The sequence below is a fragment of the Ensifer sp. Root423 genome, from assembly GCF_001426275.1.
In the GTDB taxonomy this organism is placed as follows: domain Bacteria; phylum Pseudomonadota; class Alphaproteobacteria; order Rhizobiales; family Rhizobiaceae; genus Ensifer; species Ensifer adhaerens.
In genome coordinates, this window is sequence record NZ_LMEG01000023.1 from 285785 (window position 1) to 303624 (window position 17840).

Sequence of the window (17840 nt, forward strand, 5' to 3'; positions counted from 1 at the left end):
GACATACTGAAATTAGATCATTCCATTGATTAAGTCAATCGAATGAATTTACGTGACGGATGACGACATGCCTTGCATCGATGAGGTCGTGTTGCAGAATGCAAGTCGCACAAAGGCGCACAGCGGTTTTGCCGTGGCGCTCTATTTTGCGGGCGAGGAACCTCCGGTGAACCTTTTGGCCTAAGCGACGTCGCGCTCTTCGCCCCGTTCGAGGCGGCGCTGAAAGAGGGCGGCGATGAGATCCGATTGGGTGACGACGCCGAGCAGCCGGTTATCCGGATCGACCACGGGCATATGGTGCAGCCCCATGTCGGACATCGGCGGCACGAGTTTGGCGATCATGGTTTCCGGCAGGGCGGATTGCACCTTGCGGGTCATGATGTCGGATACGAGCCGCGGCGTTTTCGGCCCGAAGCCGATAACGTTTCCGAGCCGCTGGCGGATGCCGCCCTGCGGCGTGAGCATCGCGTGTTTCATGAAATCGGTTTGCGTGACGATACCGACGAGGCCGTCCTTTTCAGTCACGACCGGTAGCGCCTTGATGTGATGCTTGATCAGGGTCTGCCAGGCCTGGCGCAAGGTCGTCTCGGGCGTGGCCGTGGCGACGTCGCGCGACATGATCTCGGCGCAGGTGATTTCGCCGGAGCGGCGGTTGAAGGCGCGGATCTGCGCCTGGTGGATCAACGCGTCGAGCTCTTCGGGACTGACGTCGACCACTTCACCATATTGGGCGAGAACGGCCTGCAGGTCTTCGGGGACGATGCCGAGCCTGTGCGTCGGCGCGGGGTCGCTCGTTCCATGCAGCGTCGGCGCCTGCGCAAGATGCGGGTAGCGGCGACCGGTCACGTTGTTGAACGCCAGCGCGATCAAGAGGATGACGACCGAATTGATGGCGACCGGCGACAGGACGAACCAGTAGCCCGCCTCGTGGATCGCCGGGCCACCGAGCACGGCGGTCAGCGCAACCGCCCCGCTCGGCGGATGAAGGCAGCCGAGCAGCAGCATGATCGCGATGGCGAGCCCGACGGCGACTGCGGCTGCGACGACCGGATCCGGGATCAGCAACGCCGCGGTCACGCCGATCAGCGAAGAGATGGTGTTGCCGCCGACGATCGACCAGGGCTGGGCGAGCGGGCTGGCCGGGGCGGCAAAGAGAAGGACGGCCGAGGCGCCCATTGGCGCGATCAGCAGCGGCAGGCTGGCGCCCGCCCCGAGGGCATAGCTGCTGATCAAGCCGGTAAGCAGGATGCCAAGAAGAGCGCCCAAAGACGCACGCAGGCGTTCCAGATGGCTGATCGGAACGAGCGATGGGATGAAACGCTTGATGTACGCGCGGGCCTTCGACATGGAGCCTCTCGGGAGGGGAGGTACGGACTTGGGCACGCCATTAGCACATGGCGCAGCATTGGGCATGAAATCCGCATCCAAAAACCGGCGTTGGATTGAAATATATGCATCGCGCCTAAAAAATGTGCGATGCACACGCGGGCGCGTGCTGTCCCTATAGTCGGGCTCGTCAGCCCGACAGGGCGGCGGAAAAATCGATCGAGAACCGGGTGCCACGGCCAGGCGTCGTATCGACCGCGACGGTTGCCTGGTGCAATTCGCTGATACGCCGCACGATCTTCAGGCCGAGGCCGAGCTGCCCGGAGCTTTTTACATAGCCGAGGTCTTCGTTGTGCTCCGGAAGGTCGATCAGCCCCTTGCCGTCATCCTCGACACAGACGACCGGGCCGGGGCCACAGGTCAGGACGATCCGGGTTCCCGGCGGGTTGTGCTTGACGGCGTTCTCGATGAGGTTGCGCAGCATGTTTTCGACGAGCGCCGGAATGGCGGTTATCTGTGGCGTGCCTTCGTCTACGAATTCGAGGGACTTGTCGTGGTCGAAGACGAAAGGTGCAATCGCCTCCGCAACGGCGGCGCCGATCTGAGACAGGCTGGTGCGCTGGTAGGCGGAGGGATCGACGGCATCGGCGCGCGCGAGCGAGGTCAACTGCTCCAGAATATGGGTGAGTGCGTCCAGGTCGCGCTCCGCATTGCGCGCCCGCGGGTCGTCGATGCGGCTCAGTTCCATCTTGGCGATCGACACCGGCGTGCGGATTTCATGGGCGATCGACGACGAGAACAGCTTTTGCGACTGGATGAGATCGGCAACCCGGGTCAGCATCCGATTGACTGCGGTGACGAGACGGGCGATTTCCTGCGGCATCCGCGTCAACGGCAGGCGCGCATTGCTGTCGCGCGGGTCGAGGGCGTCGGCGGCCTGCGCGGCCATGGCGACCGGCCGCAAGGCGCTGCGCACCGACCAGATCGTCGCGCCGATCACGAGACAGAACATTAGCGTCATCGGCACGATCATCGAATCGAACATCTCGTGCAGCAAGGCGCCGTACATGAAGCCGTTCGGATCGTTGAGGATCGCGAGTTCGACCAGGACGACCAGGCCGCCCCGTTCGAAAGTCTGGCCGCCGGCAACGCTGAAAGGTTTGCCCGGCGCGATCAGGCGTTTCCAGAATTGCGGCGCGTCGACGTTGAGCGGCAGGAAGTGCTGGGCACATTCGGCCGTGCAGTTCGAATGGATCATCTCGCCGGACGCAGTGCGGATACGCAGGAAAATCGCGCCGTTGTCGTCGGACCGGTCGAGATAGCGTTCGCGCACGTCGCGATTGGGCTCGTAACGCGCCACGCCGTCGCGCACCTGGACATACTCGATCAGGTTTTCGGTTTCCTGCTGCAGCATGAGCACGCTCAGCTTGTCGTCGTCGAACCAGTAGTCGGCGAAGACGACGCCGATCTGGATCGCCATGGCCAGCAGCGAGAAGGCGATGATGCGGCGGGCTACGATACCGATCAGGGAAGGGTTTCGGCTCCTCATGGAGCTTGCCTGAGGAGGTAGCCGATGCCGCGCACCGTCTCGATCTGAACGCCGCTATCGAGCGGCTGCAGGCGTTTGCGCACCCTTGAAACAGCCAGTTCCAGGGCATTGGGCGTGACTTCCTGGCCATATTCCGAAAGGGCCGTTTCGAGCTTCCGCTTCGGCACGACGCGACCGACCTCGCGCATCAGGATCTCGATCAACGACCGCTCGCGCGGCGGCAAAGGCACCACCGTGCCGTCGCAGGTGAGGTCGGCGGTTGCCGGGTCGTAGCGCAATGTCCCGGCTTCCAGTACCGGCTGTACGGCCTGGGGATTGCGCCGCAGCATCGCGCGACAGCGCGACAGCAGCTCGCGATGGTGGAACGGTTTTACGAGATAGTCGTCGGCCCCGGCGTCGAGCCCGGCGATGCGCTCGTCGACAGAGCCCTTGGCCGTGATGATCAGCACCGGCAGCCCGGGATACTCCAGGCGGACGCGGCGAAGCAGCGACAGGCCGTCGCCATCGGGCAGCCCGAGGTCAAGCAGCACCAGGTCATGCTCGCGCGCCGCGATCGCCGTTTCGGCATCGGCCACGCTTGAAACCGCATCGAGGCGCCAGCCCGCATCCCGCATGGTTTCACCGACCAGTTCAACCAGTCGCGGACTGTCTTCGACCAGGAGCAGGCGCATTGATTCGTCTCGATATTACAGGGCCACCGCCGACCATATGGGCTTTCGCCGGGACTGCCAACTGCCTGCGCGACACCTACCAGCGCGCGTATCGGCGCAACAATGAGCAATCTTGACGGGGTTTGGACAGCTTGTCCGTCGTATCTCAACGGCTGAGGGGGAGGCTGCAACCTAGCAGGTGGCCGCCACGCGGCCTCCATCTCGATTGAATGCCCGTGCCTGCAGCGCCCCTCCCAGGCGCTCTTGCAGTCACCGCAGGAGACTACAGTTTTGAGATTTTCAGGTATTCGCCGCCCCGAAATCGGCAGTATTGCGCTCAGCGCTCTTGTCAGTGCCTATCTGCTCCTTGCCACCAACAAATCCTTCTGGACACACACGGTCGCCTATTTCGACGATTCCCTCACGGCGCGTCTGTCTTTCAGCGCGGCTCTGTGTCTGCTGACCTTCGCAGGCCTGACGCTGGCCTCCGTCAAATATGTGATGAAGCCGGTGATGATCTTCCTGATCATGGTATCGGCCGCCGCCTCCTACTTCATCGATACTTTCGGCGTCATCATCGACAAGGACATGATCGGCAACGCGGCGGTGACGACGCAGGCCGAAGCCAGCCACCTCCTGACCGGCAGTCTGGCGACGCATCTGCTGCTTTACGGGGTACTTCCGTCGCTGCTGGTGATCTGGTTCAAGCTCCGCTACCGGCCCTTCCTGTCGAATGCTGCGGTCAACCTGGCGGTGATCATTCCCTGCCTCCTGGTCAGCGGGGGGCTGGTCTACGCGAACTTTGCAAACGTCGCCTACGTGATCCGCGAACACAAGGACCTGATGAAGCGGTTCAACCCGACGGGGCCGGTTTCGGCTGCCGTGCGATATGCATCCTCGACCTATAAGCAGCGCAACATCGTCGTGCAGCCACTCGCAACCGATGCCCGACAGGGTGCGCGGATTGAAGCTGCCGGCAAGCCCGTGGTTGTCGTCGTCGTTGCCGGCGAAACCGCGCGCGCGATGAACTTCTCGCTGAACGGCTACGGGCGCGAGACCAATCCGGAACTCAAGGCTCTGGGCGTCGTCAACTACACCGACACCACGAGCTGCGGCACGGCGACGGCAACGTCGCTCCCCTGCATGTTCTCCGTCTACCCGCGTGATGAGTACAGCGACTGGAAGGCTCGCTCGACAGAAAACCTCATGAACGTGCTGACGCGCGCCGGTGTTTCGACCACCTGGTGGGACAACAACACCGGAAGCAAGGGCATTGCCGACCTCATCAACTTCGCCAGCATGACCGACCAGAAGAACAGCCCGCTCTGCAAAAACGGGGAATGCCTGGACGAGATCTTCCTCGGTGAGCTCGACAAGAAGCTCTCGGCGACCAAGAAGAACAGCGTGATCGTGCTCCACCAACTCGGCAGCCACGGACCGTCCTACTACCTGCGCTATCCCGAGAAGTTCCGGCGTTTCACGCCCGATTGCCGCACGGCCGAACTGATGAAGTGTTCGGTTGAAGAAATCACGAACGCCTATGACAACACGATACTCTACACCGACTACGTGGTGGCGAGTGTCGCCCGGTTGCTGGAAAAGCATCAGGACCAGATCGCCGGCGCGATGATCTATATGTCCGATCACGGCGAGTCGCTCGGCGAGAACGGCATCTATCTGCACGGCGCGCCCTATGCCATCGCCCCGCGCGAACAGACGCAGGTGCCGTTTATTGCGTGGTTCTCGAAGCCCTACCAGGCGGCAATGGGTGTCGATACGGCGTGCCTCGCCAAGGATACGGCGCAGCCGAAATCCCACGACAACCTGTTTCATACCGTGCTCGGCATGATGAATGTCGAGACCAAGGTCTACAAGCCGGGCCTTGATGCCTTTGCGAGCTGCACGAAGAAGCCGGGCGGCGGGTCGGCGTTCCAGGCCGCGGATACGACCAACGACTTGCCGGCAAGCCCCGTGCGTTCCTCAGGGTTTCCAGGCGCCCTTTAACGGCCCGTAAATTTGCCCACGGTCGGAACAAAACCCGGCCTCGACGCTTCCTTGAAAACACACCCCGATTTCGTTCCCGCCACGGCCGAGACGGCCAACGCGGCCTCGGCCCTTCGGGACAGCCCAAGGAAGGAGAGGTCCGATGCGCATCGTCGGTCTGCAGGTCACTGCCGAAAGAGCCGGTCGTTCAGGGTTTACCGTCGAATTCATAGGCGATGGCGATGAGGTGGTGACAGTGATGTGTCCCCAGGACAAGGCCGGATCCCTTAACCGGCTGAACGCGATCGCGAAGGCAAAGGAAATTCTGCATGCGGCCATTGCGGCCGACGAAACGGTCGCGGCCGCCGGCGACCAGGCAGGGGTGCGTCGCGGCACCCTGCCGAACGCGCGCCGGGCGCATGATCGCGATGCGATGGAAGAGCAACTCGACGAAGGGCTCGAGGATACTTTTCCGGCAAGCGACCCGGTGTCGATCGCCAGCTCGACCATCGCCAAGGGCCATTCCCGACGCTGACATCAGGACGGCACAATAGTGGCTCCCAAGTGCGGGCATTTTGCCCGTCGCTCCTTACACGGCGGCCCTCATTCTTAATTGTCGCACGGGTCCGCGTCGCGGCCGCGGCATCTTGCATCCTTTCCGCAAAAGGCATGTTATAGCGCCTTGATCTGGCGATATTTTCGGCCTCGAAGCGGCCGGCGCCCGCTATCGGAATTTGGAGAGTGAATGCATGGCCGTCCGGCATCTGACGTTCGCCGTCGGCGATATTCACGGCTGCCTCGACCAGCTGCGCGCGCTGCTGGATGAAATCGAAGACTATGCGCCAACGGGGCGGGTGATCTTTCTCGGCGACCTGATCGATAGGGGGCCGGACAGCCGCGCCGTCATTGAACTGATCATGGCCGGCCCGACGAAGCCCGGCTGGACCTGGTTGACCCTCAAGGGCAACCACGAGGAAATGCTTTGGGGTGCCAGCAGTGGTGAAAGCGATGTCGACTGGTGGCTGGTCAACGGTGGCCGCGAGACGCTGATCTCCTATGACGGCACGGTTCCCGGGCGGCACCTGAAATGGATCAAGGAGCTGCCGACGATCCTGGTCGAGCGCTTTCGCATTTTCGTTCATGCGGGCGTCGACGACACGCGGCCGCTGGAACAGCAGGACGACGGGGTTTTCCTCTGGATCCGGCCGCCCGACGACTATTCCGGCGAGTACTGGGGCCGGCACCTTTGTCATGGCCACACGCCGAGCACGGCCAATCCGCGCACGGTCGGAAACCGCACCAATGTCGATTCCGGCGCGGTGTTCAGCGGCATCCTCTCCTGCGCCATCTTCGACGACGATCAGGCGGGTGGGCCGATCGACTTCCTGACGGCGAGCAAGGCTGCCTGGCGCGTCGAGTGAGCGTTAGCATCGGTGGCGTAAATGGCATTGTGCGGGCGGCTCTCCGGTAGTAGGTGTGGCTTCTCCGCTGGGCGAAGCCTTTGCCGCCCGTCTCATCATCTCAGGGGATTGCCTTGGACGCCGCGCCTTCATCCGTTTTCACGAAGAATTTTGCTGCCCTCCTGTTCGATATGGATGGCACGTTGCTGAACTCCATGGCCGTGGTCGAGCGTGTCTGGGGCGCATGGGCGGAGCGCAATGGTCTCGACCCAGTCGAGTTTACCAAAACCGTACATGGCGTGCGCGCCGTCGATACGATCCGCAATCTCGAGCTGCCGGACATCGATCCGGAGAAGGAAGCCTACGACCTGGCGCTGGCCGAGATCGCCGACGTTGAAGGTATTGTCGAGATCCCCGGTGCGGTTGATTTCCTGAATTCTCTGCCGCCGGAAAGGTGGGCGATCGTAACGTCCGCGCCGCTGGATCTCGCCGTGCGCCGTCTCGCGGCCGCCGGCATTCCGATGCCCCAACTGATGATCACCGGTGAGGATGTTTCCATCGGCAAGCCCGATCCACAGGGCTACCGGATGGCGGCCGAGCGGCTGGGCGTGCGTGCGGAGGATTGCCTGGTGTTCGAGGACGCGCCGGCCGGAATTCTGGCCGGGCTCGCAGCCGGGGCCGATGTCGTCGTCGTCACCGGTGCGCATGCGGCCGCCGAGGGAACGCCGCACATGACGCTTGCCCGCTACCACGACATCGCGGTGGAGCGCGCAACAGACGGCACGGTATCACTGCGCCGGACCGCTTGAAAACCCGTCGATGAGAACGGGAGGCCGCGTGCCGACCTCCCGTCATTCGCGTCGCTGGTTTAGGCGTTGAGCCAGCATTTCGTCAGCGCGTGCCCGCCCATCAGTTCGCCGTTCGGATCGTCGATCCAACCGCCGACCTTGTCGTTGGTCGCGTCGATATAGTTGTTGAACATCGGTACGATGACGCCGCCTTCGTCGCGCAGCATCATCGCCGCCTGATGATAGAGTGCCTTGCGCTTGGCGTTGTCGAGTTCACCACGCGCCGCAAAGATCAGCTTGTCGAAGTCCTCCCGGAGGAAGCGGGTGTCGTTCCACTCGGCCTTGGAGAGATAGGCGATCGAATAGACCTGGTCCTGCGTCGGCCGGCCGGTCCAATAGGACATGCTGAAGGGCTGCTTGTTCCAGACGTCCGACCAGTAGCCGTCGCCCGGTTCGCGCTTCAGGTCGATGGTGATCCCGCATTTGGCGGCGCTCATCTGGAAGAGTTGTGCCGCATCGACAGCGCCGGGAAAGGCGACATCGGAGGTCCGAAGCAGAACCGAGCCGCTGTGCCCGGATTTCTTGAAGTGGAACTTCGCCTTGTCCGGATCGAAGACGCGCTGCTCGATATCGTTGTCGAACAGCGGATAGCCCTTGATCATCGGCGTGTCGTTGCCGACGGTGCCATAGCCGGCGAGCACCTTTGCCACCATCTCCTCGCGGTCGACGGCATATTTCAGCGCCAGGCGCAGGTCGTTGTTGTCGAAGGGCGCCGTGTTGCAATGGGCGATGAAGACATAGTGACCCTTGCCCGGCACATTCCGTATGACGACGCCGGGAAGGCGACTGATCAGGGCGACCACCTTGGGCTCGATGCGGTTGATCATGTGGATCTGGCCGCTCTGGAGGGCCGCGGTTCGAGCGGTCGAGTCATTGATGACAGCGATTTCGATCTGATCGGCATGGCCGCGCTCGGCCGAGCCCCAATAACCTTCGTGCCGCTCTGCGATATGTTTGACGCCCGGCTCGTTGGACACGACCTTGTAGGGGCCGGTGCCGATGCCCGCCGTCGGGTCGTCCTTGCCGCCGTTCGGCTGGATCATCAGGTGGTAATCGCTGACGATATAGGGCAGGTCGGCATTGGGCGCGCGCAGCGCGATGACCACGCTGTCGCCATCGACTTTGATCGTCTCAAAGTCCTGAACGAAGGGCAGGGCCGCAGACTTGGAGTCCGCGTCGCCATGACGCTCGAACGTCGCCACCACGTCGGCCGGGGTCAGCTCCTTGCCGTTGTGGAAGGTCACGTCCTTGCGGATCTTGAAGCGCCAGGTCTTGGCGTCCGGCGTCGCCTCGTAGGCTTCCGCAAGCCGGTACTCGATCTCGCCCGTCGGCGAGACTTCGACGAGCTGTTCGCCCCAGCAGCGCCCGAGCGTGTAGGGGACCTGACTTGCCCAGGTTGCCGGGTCCAGGCTGTTCGTCGATTCCCCGCCGACGAGGCCCGCCTTGAGTGTTCCGCCCTTGACCGGCCCTGCGGCGCGGGCCGCTTGGCCAAGCAGCAGGTTCGCCGAGGCGGCGGTTATCCCGAGTGCCGCGGCGCGTCCGAGAAACTCCCGTCGCGACAGCCGGCCCGCGGCAACCTGCTTGCTCATGAATTCCAGTTCAATTGGCATGTCTTACTCCCTCTCTTGCAAGACCCACCCGGTGTAACCGGTATCGTTGCAGATATTGGAGACAGATGCCGCGCCTGGTGTGTTGCCGCGCGACAGATGGTGGCGCAGATCGGCGAAAGAAAGTCGTATTCTCGACCGAATAGTTGAGGCGCCGTCACCCCTTGCGGGCGTAGCGTTGCAGGATCGCGGAGATATCCGGCTCGGTCTTGTCGGTGTCGAGTTCGGCGCGAAGCTCGACCGCGTCGAGGTGTTCGAGCATGATCCGTTCCGCCGTGGCGGTGTCGCGCGATTGCAGGGCGCGGATGATCTGGACATGCTCGTCGACGGCACATTCCGGCGAATGCAGCCGCGCGAAGCGAGCGAGGATCAGCGAACAGCGTGAGACGATCTCGCGGACGAACCGCGTCAGCGCCTGTGAGCCCGTAAGCTCGGCAAGCAGGATGTGAAACTCGCCAGCGAGCCGGATCGAAAGCGGGCCGTGATCTGTAAGCGCCGTCTCCTCCTGCCGGACATGCTGCTGCAGCCGCTTGACGCCGGCGGCGTCGAGATCGGCGACGAGCCGTCGGATCACCTCGGCTTCGAGCATGCGTCTCAGTGCGAAGATGTCGCGGGCTTCCTCCAATGTCGGCTCGGCCACGCAGGCGCCCTTATTGGCGCGTAAATCGACAATGCCTTCTGCGTTGAGCCGGACCAGGGCCGCCCGAACGCTGGTACGGCTGACCTTGAAATGGTCGGCGATCGTATCTTCGGAAAGTTTCGTTCCGGGCCTCAGGGCCTGTTCCAGGATCGCCTGGCGCAAAAGCTTGTAGACCACTTCGCTGCGGCTAGATTTCTCAGACAAGGTTGCCTCCCCAACGGGCCGATCGGGGACCGGCCGAACATGTCCCTTGTCTTCGATAGCGCCCGTCCAAATGGTCGTCAATATTGTATACAATAATGTTGATGTTTGTATTCTCTTGTCGTATGCAATTGCAGGCGCCGACAAAAAAAGGCCGGTGCCGGCCGGTTCGGGAGGAGGCGTGCGGAGAGGACCGCGCGACCTGAGAAGGCCTGAAAGGGAACAGCCAATGGGAGGGAATTCATGAACAGCAGGATTCTGCAGCTCTGTGCGACAGTTGCCGGCATCGCCGTCGGCCTGGTGGCCACGACCACTGCCAACGCCGCGACGACGCTCGAAACCGTCAAGGCCCGCGGCAAGCTGATCTGCGGCGTCTCGATGAGCACGCCGGGCTTTGCGACGGCCGATGCCAAGGGTCACATGGAGGGCTTCGACGTCGATGTCTGCCGCGCCGTGGCGGCTGCCGTATTCGGCGATCCGGAAAAGGTCGACTTCGTCCTGACCAACATCAATACGCGCTTCCAGGCGCTTCAGTCCGGCGAGATCGACATGCTGTCGCGCCAGACGACCATGACCTTTTCGCGCGAAACCTCACTCGGGCTCGATTTCGGCCCGACCGTGTTCTACGACGGCCAGGGTCTGATGGTGCCGAAGTCGCTCGGCGTCAGCAGCGCCAAGGAACTGACCGACGCGGCGATCTGCACGCTGCCGGGCACCACGACCGCCCAGAACCTCAGCGACTTCTTCCGTACGATCGGCGGCAAGTTCGAGCTGGTCGTCTTCGAAAGCCCGGACGAAAACCGCAACGCCTTCTTCTCCGGCCGCTGCGAGGCGATCTCGTCCGACCGTTCGGACCTTGCCTCGATCCGCGCCGTTGCCAACAACCCGGACGATTACGTCGTGCTGCCGGAAACGATCTCCAAGGAGCCGCTGGCGCCGGCCGTTCGCCAGAACGATTCCAACTGGCGTGACATCGTCTCCTGGTCTGCCTGGATGCTGATGGCTGCCGAAGAGCGTGGGATCACCCAGGCCAATGTCGACGAGATGACCAAGAGCGAGGATCCGGAGATCCAGCGCATGCTCGGCGTCAGCGAAGAACTCGGCAAGATGCTGAACCTCGACAACAAGTGGGGCTACAACATCATCAAGGGCGTCGGGAACTACGGCGAAGTGTTCGAGCGCAACCTCGGCACCAAGACCGCGCTTGGCCTGACGCGTGGCCCGAACACACGCTGGAGCGAAGGTGGCCTGCTCTACGCACCGCCGTTCCGTTGAGAATTGACGGGCCCGCGCGTTTCGCGCGGGTCCACGTCTCCACATGGTGCCTAATCGGCCCGTGGAGAGTGCGCGCGGTATGCCGCCGTACTATAAACGATAGAAATCGATCAAGTTATGATCTTGGGTCGCGCCGGCCCGAGATCATTGTGCTCCAAGGGACGGGTGCCGATGCCCCTGTTTTATGACGCGCGCATTCGCGCCTATCTCTATCAAGCGATCGCCGTCGGCGTCGTGCTGCTCATCGCCTGGGTGATGTTCAGCACCGCAAGCGCCAATCTTGCCAAGCAGGATATTGCGACCGGGTTCGGCTTCCTGGCGCGCCAGGCCGGATTTGTCATTACCGAATCTGCCATCACCTATGAGCCGACGGATACGATCGGCCGCGCGATCCTCGTCGGCATCACCAACACGGTCAAGGTTTCGCTGCTCGCTGCCCTGTTCGGCACTGTTCTCGGGCTGTTGGTCGGCATCGGGCGGCTGTCGCACAATCCGGTGTTGTCGCGGCTGATGCTTGCCTATGTGGAAGCGCTGCGCAACGTGCCGCTGCTGCTTTATCTTCTGCTCTGGTATTCGCTGATCATCTCCGTGTTTCCGCCAGTCAAGCAGGCGATCGAGATGCTTCCCGGCGTCTTTCTGTCGAACAGCGGTCTGGTCACGCCGGCGCTGCACTGGCAGAGCGGTTTCGCTGCGCTGGTCACGGCCTTTGTTGTCGGCGTCGCTGCCGCCGTCGCTACCGCGCGCATTCTCGGCCGCCGCCGCATCGCAACCGGCAAGGAGCGGCCGATTGCCCTGTTCGCGACGATCGGGTTTCTGCTGCCGCTTGCCGCAACCATCCTCTTCGCAAACATCTCGGTCACTTGGGACGTGCCGGAACTCGGCCGCTTCCGCCTGAGCGGCGGCTATCATTTGCGCCCCGAATTCGTGGCGCTTCTGCTCGGGCTGACGCTCAGCGTGTCGGCCAATGTCGCGGAAATCGTTCGCGCCGGCATCCAGGCAGTCAGCAAGGGGCAGTGGGAAGCGGCGACGGCACTTGGCCTGTCGCGCGCACGCACGCTGAAGCTCGTGATCCTGCCGCAGGCGCTACGCATCATCATTCCGCCGCTCACCAACACCTATCTGACCGTGTTCAAGAACAGCTCGCTCGCGATCGCCATCGGCTATCCGGATCTGGTGATGGTCTCAAACACGATTATGAACCAGACGGGCCAGGCGATTGAAGCCATTGCCATTTTCATGGGCGTCTATCTCGGCCTGTCGATCCTGATCTCGCTGGTGATGAACTGGTACAATGCGCGGGTCGCGCTGAGGGAGCGCTGAGCCATGACACAGGTCGACACCCTCGTGAGCAATGCGACGCTTGCGCCGAGCCGCGAAGCGCCACCGGCATCGCGCAGCCGCTGGTTCAGCGCCTATTTCGGCACGCCCGGCAATGCGCTGATCACCATCCTTTGCCTCGGCACGGTCTTTGCGCTCGCCAAGCTCGCAATCGGCTGGCTCTTCGTCGACGCCACCTTTGTCGGCACGCCGGCGGAATGCAAGGCGACGAGCGGCGCCTGCTGGCCGTTCCTGTCGGCGAAGATGCGCTACATCTTTTTCGGCTTTTATCCCTTTGAAGAGCAATGGCGTCCGCTGACGGCGATGCTTCTGTTTCTCGGCGCCTGCCTCGTCTCGATGATGCCGAAGGTCTGGGGGCGGGGACTGCTGATCGCCTGGGTCGCCGTCGTCCTGCCGGTGCTCTATGTGCTGATGGCGGGCGGCTATTTCGGGCTCACGGTCGTGCCCACGACGCAATGGGGCGGGTTGCCGCTTTCCTTCATGCTCTCCTTCATCGGGCTTGCCTGCGCGCTCCCGCTTGGCATTGCGCTGGCGCTCGCCCGCGCATCGAGCCTTCCGGCAATCCGCGTCCTCGGCGTCGGCTTCATTGAGATCGTACGCGGGGTGCCGCTGATCAGCATCCTGTTCATGGCGACGGTCATGCTGCCCCTGTTCATGCCCAATGGCATCACCATCGACAAGCTCGTCCGGGCGCAGGTGGCGATCATCCTCTTTGCCGCCGCCTATATCGCCGAGATCGTGCGCGGCGGCCTGCAGGCGGTTCCCAACGGGCAGGTCGAGGCCGGCCATTCGCTGGGTCTGCATTACTGGCAGATCATGCGTAAAATCGTGCTGCCGCAGGCGCTGAAGAAGGTCATTCCGCCCTTGGTCAGCCTGTTCATCGGCTTCTTCCAGGATACAACGCTGGTGACGATCGTCGGTCTGCTCGACTTCCTCGACACCGTCCGCACCGCCATGCGCGACCCGCAATGGCAGGGCATCGCGGTGCTGGAGGGCTATGTCTTCGCGGCTGTTGTATACTTCGTTTTCAGCGCTCTCATGGGGGCTTACAGCCGTTTCCTCGAGCAATATTTCAGGACCACGCATGACTAAAGAGATCCACGTCATCCGCAAAGCGCATACGCTTGTCGCCTTCGACCGCAAGCTTAATGGCAATGTCTATCTCAACGACGCCGACGTCGCCTATGACGAGAAAGGCTTCGTGCATGTCGGCGGCCACTATGACGGTCCGTTCGTCAGCGAAAGCTCCGGCCGCGATCGCATGATCCTGCCGGGCTTCGTCAACGTGCATTGCCATTCCGGCGAGGAGCCGATCTCCAAGGGCATCTTCGAGGACATGGGGACGGCAGCGCTCTGGGGCAATGCGCTCTATGAATACTCCAACCTTCTGGAAATCGATGACGATGCGATCGAGGCGTCGCTGACGGTCATGGTCGGCGACCTGATGCGTAGTGGCGTCACCACGTTGCTCGATATTGCCGGCCCGCATACGAGCTGGCTGCCGACGCTTGCCAAAAGTGGTGCACGCGCCTTCGTCGCGCCGGGTTTCCGCGAAGCGCAATGGCACGTCGAAGACAGCCATCGTCTTGACTTCCGTTGGGACAGGGCGCGGGGACGCGATGCCTTTGCGCGAGCGCTTGAGGTCGTCGATACTGCGAATGCACACCCATCGGGCCGCCTTGGCGGCGTCGTCGCACCGTCGCAGATCGAGACCTGCTCGCCGGAACTGCTGCAGGATGCGGTGGCGGCAGCGCGTCAGCGCGGCATGCCGATCACCATTCATGCTGCCCAGACCATGACCGAGCACGAAGAACTCTTGCGCCGGAACGGGCTGACGGCCGTACAATATCTCGAAAAGCTGGGTCTGCTCGGCAAGGACATGATCCTTGGTCATTGCATCTTCGTCGACAGCCATTCCTGGACGCGACAGCGCACGGAGATCGACTTGCGTCTGCTCGCCGATCGCCAGACGACCGTCGCCCATTGCCCGGTCACCTTCTCGCGCAGCGGCATGGCGCTGGAATCGGTCGGCCGCTACCGCCGCGCCGGCGTCAACGTCGCGCTCGGAACCGACAGCTATCCGTTCAACATGCTCGAAGAAATGCGCCAGGCGATGATCTGCGCGCGGCTCTCGGGCAAGTCCGTCTTCGACGTATCCACCGGCGACATCTTCGAGGCGGCGACGACCGCCGGCGCGCGGGCACTTGGCCGGGACGACATCGGCCGGATCGCCGTCGGCTCGAAGGCGGATTTCCTGGTGGTCGATCTCAGGCACCACGCCATGCAGCCGGTCTACGACCCCTTGCGCAATCTCCTGCATTGCGCGGCGGAGCGGGCGATCGAGCGTGTCCACGTGGACGGCACTTGCGTCGTCAGTGATGGCCGCCCGACCTTGATCGATTATGACGGCGCGCTCGCAAAGCTCCAGGAAGCGCAGGACTACGCTTGCCGCAAGGCGGCTGAGAACGACACGAAGGGTCGCGCAATGGGGACACTTGCGCCGCTCTCACTGCCGCGCAGGTAATTCCGGCCGCGGTCCGTCAGGACAGAAAGCGGTGTGCGGCGAAGAGGCAGATCAGGAATGTCGCCGCCGCGCCCGCCAGCGCGCCAAGACGCCTTTCGAGGAAATCCCGGATCTCTTCGCCGAAACGGCGCAGCAGCCAGGCGAGCAGGAAGAATCGCGCGCCGCGGGCAATGATCGCCGAGACGATGAACAGGCCGAGATTGATGTTGGCGGCGCCTGAAAGGATGGTCACGACCTTGATCGGCGGCAGATGCGCCAGTCCCGAGGTGACGAGCAGCAATGCCAGCATCTCACTGTCGACCGAGGACTTCAGATGCTCGAAGGTGTCGAGCTTGCCGTAGAACTCGAGCAATGGCCTTGCGATGGTGTCGAAGGCATAATGGCCGAGATACCAGCCGGCGATGCCGCCAAGTACCGAGCAGACCGTCGCCACGAGCGCATAGCGCCAGGCCCGTTCCGGGCGCGCCAGCGCCATAGGGATCAAGAGAAGATCGGCCGGAACCGGGAAGATCGAGCTTTCGACAAAGGCAATGATGCCAAGCCAGACAATGGCGGTTTCCCGTGTCGCGAGCGACATTGTCCAATCGTACAGGCGTCGGAGCATGAGGTGCGGTTCTCTGTTGGCCCGGGGTCCGTTTACGGCCCCCAAAGCTCGTCTATAGGCCAGAGAGCAGGGTGTAAATGTGGCTGACTTCTGTATTTGAGACAATTCTCACGAGAAGCCGTGCCGGCGTTATTGGGCAGCCGCCATGCGCGCGTAGCGCCCTGGCGGTTGCCCGACATGGCGGCTGAAGGCCGTGCTGAAGGTGCTTGCCGAGCTGTAGCCGACATGTTCGGCGACGGCGGCAAGATCCAGTTCGCGTTGCCGCAGCAGGTCCTTGGCGATCGCCATGCGCCAGACGAGCAGATACTCCATCGGTGGCACGCCGACGGCGCGCGTGAAGCGCTCGAAGAAGACGGAGCGCGACAGTGCGGCCTCGTGCGCCAGCTCAGTCACGGTCCAGGGATGGGCGGGATCGGCGTGGATCTGGCGAATGGCCACCGCCAGCCGCGCATCTCCCAGCCCGCGCAACAGGCCGGGTGCCGCGCTCTCCCCTTCAATTGATCGAAGCGCCTCGACAAGCATCACTTCCACAAGACGTGCGAGAACCAGGTCGTGGCCCGGGCGTTCGTCGCGTGCTTCTTCGCCCACAATGCGGACGAGCGTCGAAAGCCGCTCTATCCCGCGCAGATGCATCAATGCCGGCAGCAGCGAAACGAGCAGTCCGGCGTCGGACGAGTCGAGGACGAAATAGCCGCCGAGCAGGCGCACGTCCGGTTCGCCGTCCTGCCTGCCATGGCGAACTTCGCCGACCGGTGACGGCGCCGCCTTGGGATCGATGAAGGTCGGCTGAACCGGATCGAAGCCCGAGATGGTGAAGCCGGGCGTGCGAGGCAACAACACGAAGTCGCCCGCCTGCAGCGTCACCGGCGCCTCGCCATCGACTGCCAGCCGGCACGATCCCTCGATGGCGGTACAAAAGCTCGGATGACCGAATTCGGAGTAGCGAACCGCCCAGCGGCCGGCACCGCTGATGCCTTTGGTGAACACTGTGCGTGGGCGGAGAAGCTGAATAAGCTGCGAGAGGGGATCGGTCATTTCAGGATGCTAGCAAATAAAATCAGGACTTCAAGCCGTAGAACGTCCGCAGTCCGCGCAGTACTCCGTTTCCATCGCAACCACGAAGGATACCGCTATGAAGACCGTACTGATCACTGGCTGCTCTTCCGGCTACGGGCTGGAGACTGCGCGCCGCTTTCATGCCGAAGGCTGGAGCGTGATTGCCACGATGCGCTCGCCCCGACACGATATTCTGCCGAATTCGAAGCGGCTTCGTTTGCTGGCACTCGATGTCACCGATCCCGACAGCGTCTCAGCCGCCATCGCGGAAAGCGGTCCGATCGATGCGCTCGTCAACAATGCGGGCATCGGCGTGGTGGGTGCCTTCGAGGCAACGCCGATGTCCCATATCCGCAAGGTCTTCGACACCAATACCTTCGGCGTGATGGCGATGACCCAGGCGGTGATCCCGCAGTTCCGTGCTCGCCGGTCCGGCGTCGTCGTCAACGTCACCTCCAGCGTGACGCTTGCTTCCATGCCGCTGGCTGCCGCCTATACCGCCAGCAAGACGGCGATCACTGGCTTCACCGGTTCGCTTGCCCACGAGCTTGCCGCCTTCGATATCCGTGTCAAGCTGGTCGAGCCGGGTTACGCGCCAACCACGCGCTTTGCTCACAACACGACGATGCGGGTCGAGGACCTGATCCCCGAGGCCTATGCCGAATTCGCAGCGCCGATCTTCGCCCAATTTGCAGCACCGTCTCTGGTGACGACCGAGGCCGACGTCGCGGAGGCCGTCTGGCAAGCGGCGAACGATTTGTCCGGCCAGCTCCATTTCCCGGCCGGCGACGATGCGGTGGCGCTGGCACAGGCAGGCTGACGTACCTGAACTCAACTGC

At 62.9% G+C, this 17840-nt stretch carries 16 protein-coding genes; 9 read left to right on the top strand and 7 right to left on the bottom strand.

Translation table 11 applies throughout. The features are described 5' to 3' along the window. Positions 1-180: 180 nt before the first annotated feature. From ASD01_RS20755 to ASD01_RS20765, 3 genes are all read right to left on the bottom strand, one after another. On the bottom strand, positions 181-1347 hold the full coding sequence (locus tag ASD01_RS20755) for an HPP family protein (protein ID WP_034799628.1): 1167 nt from the start codon (positions 1345-1347) through the stop codon (positions 181-183). A 169-nt stretch (positions 1348-1516) separates the two neighbouring features. Then, positions 1517-2875, bottom strand: a complete 1359-nt coding sequence (locus ASD01_RS20760) for a sensor histidine kinase (protein WP_060530328.1) — start codon at positions 2873-2875, stop codon at positions 1517-1519. After that, positions 2872-3546, bottom strand: coding sequence for a response regulator transcription factor (locus ASD01_RS20765; protein WP_034799630.1), 675 nt, complete (start codon positions 3544-3546; stop codon positions 2872-2874). Before ASD01_RS20765 ends, ASD01_RS20760 begins: the two co-directional genes overlap by 4 nt. Positions 3547-3816: 270 nt before the next feature. Here ASD01_RS20765 and ASD01_RS20770 point away from each other — a divergent pair, with 270 nt between their 5' ends. The 4 genes from ASD01_RS20770 (at position 3817) to ASD01_RS20785 (ending at position 7717) form a co-directional block, all read left to right on the top strand. Then, positions 3817-5529, top strand: a complete 1713-nt coding sequence (locus ASD01_RS20770) for a phosphoethanolamine transferase (RefSeq protein WP_060530329.1) — start codon at positions 3817-3819, stop codon at positions 5527-5529. Positions 5530-5671: 142 nt separating this feature from the next. Continuing rightward, entirely contained in the window at positions 5672-6043 is a 372-nt protein-coding gene (locus ASD01_RS20775; protein WP_034799632.1) for a hypothetical protein, read from the top strand. A gap of 214 nt (positions 6044-6257) precedes the next feature. Then, positions 6258-6929: a metallophosphoesterase family protein gene (locus ASD01_RS20780; protein WP_034799633.1), complete on the top strand. Its 672-nt coding sequence runs from the start codon at positions 6258-6260 to the stop codon at positions 6927-6929. Positions 6930-7042: 113 nt separating this feature from the next. Next, a complete protein-coding gene (locus tag ASD01_RS20785; protein WP_034799634.1) occupies positions 7043-7717 on the top strand; it encodes an HAD family hydrolase in 675 nt (224 codons plus the stop codon). 59 nt (positions 7718-7776) lie between these two features. Here the strand turns inward: ASD01_RS20785 and ASD01_RS20790 are convergent, their stop codons facing one another. Together ASD01_RS20790 and ASD01_RS20795 are read right to left on the bottom strand one after the other, a co-directional pair. Beyond that, complete coding sequence (locus ASD01_RS20790) at positions 7777-9366, bottom strand: ABC transporter substrate-binding protein (protein ID WP_060530330.1); 1590 nt, start codon at positions 9364-9366, stop codon at positions 7777-7779. Positions 9367-9520: 154 nt separating this feature from the next. Next, positions 9521-10207 carry a GntR family transcriptional regulator gene (locus tag ASD01_RS20795; protein ID WP_034799636.1) on the bottom strand — a complete coding sequence of 229 codons (687 nt, stop codon included), beginning with the start codon at positions 10205-10207 and terminating at the stop codon, positions 9521-9523. 240 nt (positions 10208-10447) lie between these two features. On the opposite strand from ASD01_RS20795, the gene ASD01_RS20800 reads away from it, so the two are divergent. The 4 genes from ASD01_RS20800 to ASD01_RS20815 all read left to right on the top strand — a co-directional run bounded on the left by ASD01_RS20800 (position 10448) and on the right by ASD01_RS20815 (position 15341). Next, on the top strand, positions 10448-11479 hold the full coding sequence (locus tag ASD01_RS20800) for an amino acid ABC transporter substrate-binding protein (RefSeq protein ID WP_060530331.1): 1032 nt from the start codon (positions 10448-10450) through the stop codon (positions 11477-11479). A gap of 171 nt (positions 11480-11650) precedes the next feature. Then, positions 11651-12799, top strand: a complete 1149-nt coding sequence (locus tag ASD01_RS20805) for an amino acid ABC transporter permease (protein WP_060644348.1) — start codon at positions 11651-11653, stop codon at positions 12797-12799. 3 nt (positions 12800-12802) lie between these two features. Next, positions 12803-13909, top strand: coding sequence for an amino acid ABC transporter permease (locus ASD01_RS20810; protein ID WP_082566304.1), 1107 nt, complete (start codon positions 12803-12805; stop codon positions 13907-13909). Next, positions 13902-15341: an amidohydrolase family protein gene (locus ASD01_RS20815; protein WP_060530333.1), complete on the top strand. Its 1440-nt coding sequence runs from the start codon at positions 13902-13904 to the stop codon at positions 15339-15341. Before ASD01_RS20810 ends, ASD01_RS20815 begins: the two co-directional genes overlap by 8 nt. Positions 15342-15357: 16 nt before the next feature. Here ASD01_RS20815 and ASD01_RS20820 read toward each other — a convergent pair whose 3' ends face one another. Both ASD01_RS20820 and ASD01_RS20825 read right to left on the bottom strand, forming a co-directional pair. Continuing rightward, complete coding sequence (locus ASD01_RS20820; RefSeq protein WP_060530334.1) at positions 15358-15945, bottom strand: YqaA family protein; 588 nt, start codon at positions 15943-15945, stop codon at positions 15358-15360. A 129-nt stretch (positions 15946-16074) separates the two neighbouring features. After that, positions 16075-16980 (bottom strand): AraC family transcriptional regulator, encoded by a 906-nt coding sequence (locus ASD01_RS20825; protein WP_060530335.1) that lies wholly within the window; start codon positions 16978-16980, stop codon positions 16075-16077. Positions 16981-17077: 97 nt separating this feature from the next. On the opposite strand from ASD01_RS20825, the gene ASD01_RS20830 reads away from it, so the two are divergent. Then, positions 17078-17821: an SDR family oxidoreductase gene (locus ASD01_RS20830; RefSeq protein ID WP_034799642.1), complete on the top strand. Its 744-nt coding sequence runs from the start codon at positions 17078-17080 to the stop codon at positions 17819-17821. Positions 17822-17840 lie beyond the last annotated feature (19 nt).